This window comes from Selenomonas sp. (genome assembly GCF_052169755.1).
Classification (GTDB): domain Bacteria; phylum Bacillota; class Negativicutes; order Selenomonadales; family Selenomonadaceae; genus Selenomonas.
On record NZ_JBQNBV010000204.1, the window covers coordinates 1 to 2629 of the forward strand.

The 2629-nt window shown below is 55.5% G+C and carries 2 protein-coding genes; both read right to left on the reverse strand.

Translation table 11 applies throughout. From position 1 onward, the window contains the following. Positions 1–89: 89 nt before the first annotated feature. Positions 90–1169, reverse strand: a complete 1080-nt coding sequence (holA, locus tag ACTTKG_RS10285; RefSeq protein WP_442674105.1) for a DNA polymerase III subunit delta — start codon at positions 1167–1169, stop codon at positions 90–92. Between the two features lie 118 nt (positions 1170–1287). Continuing rightward, positions 1288–2229 (reverse strand): 2-hydroxyacid dehydrogenase, encoded by a 942-nt coding sequence (locus ACTTKG_RS10290; protein ID WP_442674106.1) that lies wholly within the window; start codon positions 2227–2229, stop codon positions 1288–1290. Between the last annotated feature and the right edge of the window lie 400 nt (positions 2230–2629).

Below are 2629 nucleotides of genomic sequence, written 5' to 3' on the forward strand. Positions count from 1 at the left end.
CAAAGCCCCGCAAAGGCGTACCGATGCAGTCGTTTGACAGTGAGACTTGAGATGAAAAAGCCGCCCTGCGCCGGGGCGGCTTTTTCATCTCATGCACACAGCGAAATCACGACATGTTCCAACAATTCCTCGCCGCCCTGTCCTGTCTTGAGCAGATAGTCGGCATCGATCAGCGAGAGCATCGCCTGCTTCAGTACAGGCTCGGAAAACTTCTCGCTCGCGCGTCCTACTTTTTCCGCGATAAAAGGATTGAGCTGCATCGCGGGGCCGAGCGACTTGCCACGCACGCCCTGCGCCATGAATAGCTTCGCCTGCCACAGCTGACGCACATGGCGCACCATGAGTGCAAGCAGCACCGGCGGATATACGCCGTCCGCCAGTTGACGGCGCAGGAGCGTCAGCGCTTTCTTGACATCTTTCTCGCTCACGGCGTCCATCATCGCAAACGACGACACTTCCGGCAGCCCCGAAAATACAGCGGCAAGCGTCTTCCTGTCGATCCGCTTCTCCTCCGTATAGAGCGCGAGCTTTTCAAACTCCTTGTCAAGATACGCCAGCGACACCTCATGCATCATACCGACGGCGCCCATGAAATACGCATACGCCTCGCGATCAAACTCTTTGCGCAGTTCAGCGAGTTTGCCCGCGAGCCAATCGCCGATCTCCCACGGGCGCACAGCGTCGGCGTCAAGCACCGCGCCTGCCTTTTCGACCGTCTTGTACGCCTTGCGCCGCTTATCCGCCTTGCCCGAGCTGACGAAAATCACATAGGCGTACTCGGGCATATCGGAGAGCAGATGCAGCAATCGCTCATCCTTCTTGTCCGCACCGCTCTTCTTCGCCCCCTTCGTTCCCTGCTTTGCTGCATCGCCCGCTGTTTCATCTCGCGCAGCCTTCTTTTTCTCACGAAAGAGCGCACTGTCCTGCACGAGCACGACATGCTTCGGCACAAAAAACGGCACGGTTTCCAAAAGAGCACATATCCCGTCAGCATCCATGCCGGCAGGCGCTTCTTCCAGACCGTCCTGCCGTCCTTCGCCCGCAGGGAAAATGCGCTCTAAGATCGCCGCTTTTGCCTTTTCTATGTAATAGTGCTCCTCACCCGCCAGCAGATAGACATGTTTCAGCGGCTCCTTGCGGAGCGCCGCCATGAACGGCCCGTACTTCAACGCCTCACCTCATTCGTTCCAAAGAAGCACGGATAAATTCAGCGCTTCTTCAAAAACAGAAGCTATGACAAAAGATCCATAGCTTCTGCACGGATGTTTTATTACATCGTTTTTACGCTTACATCACATTCTGCGGCTTGCCCGCAAGATACGCCTGCACATTTTGGAAGGCGATGACGGCGCGTTTTTCCATCGCTTCCTGCGTCGCGAAGCCGACGTGCGGCGCAAGAATGACATTCGGCGCATGAAGCAGCGGATGATCGCCCGCGATCGGCGGCTCACCTTCAAAGACATCGATGCCTGCGCCCGCGATGCGGCCTTCCTTGAGCGCGTCCGCCAGCGCTTGACTGTCAACGACAGGGCCGCGCGCCGTGTTGATGAGGATCGCCGTTTTCTTCATCTTGGCGATTTCCGCCGCGCCGATCAAGCCTTTCGTTTCCGCCGTCAACGGCACATGCAGCGAGATGATGTCCGACACTTCCATCAGCTCGGCAAGCGGCACATACTTCGCCCCGTCGATCTTCGTTTCCTTGCGGTTGTAGTAATACACCTCACAGCCGAACGCCTGCGCAAGCGCTATCGTGCGCCTGCCGATCGCCCCCGCGCCGACGACGCCGAACTTCTTGCCCGAAAGCTCGATGCCGAGAAGCCCCGCACGCGTCTTGCCCGCACGCACCGCTTCGTCTGCGGCAAGCATCTTGCGGTAAAGCCCGATTGCCAAACCGATGGCAAGTTCGCTGACCGCCTCGTTCGCATAGCCCGAGCAGTTGGATACGATGATTTCATGCGCTTTGCAATAATCCATGCCCACATGATCGACGCCCGTAAAAGCGACGCTCAAGAGCTTGACATCTTTAAGCTCCTGCAGGACATTCTCCTTGAACGGCATATTCGCGAGCATGACAAGCTCTGCGCCCTTGGCACGCGCAGCCTTCTCCGCATCGTCCTTCGGCGGCGTGTTGCAGTAGACCATCTCAAGGTCGGCGGGCAGATACTCCTTCTTCAGCGCCTGCGCCTGCGCCTCCGTGATCCCCAACGGCTCCGCGATTACCAATTTCATGCAGATCCTCCCTTTCTTGAAACGACAAGAATGTTTGGATGCTCCCTCTTGCCCCGCATCCGATATGATGTTTCTATTATATCATATCGTTTCATCGAATTCATCCCATACCTGCACGAGTTTTCCGCAAATCCCTGCGTTTCTCCGCTTTTCTTTTTTACGGAAAAATGCTATATTCAAAGATAGAACACAAACCCTATCAATAACACAAGCATGACGGTGCATAGCAGCTGTCCACAACCCCAGTAACCACAAGGCTTCACGCGAATAACAAGCGGCTTTTCAGCGTGAAGGATTATGAGAGATTATACAGGCGAATCATGGTTTTTGTAGGCAAATTGTAGACAAAAAGCAGGGGAAGCGCGATGCTTTCCTTTTTTATTTTCACCACTCAACCACA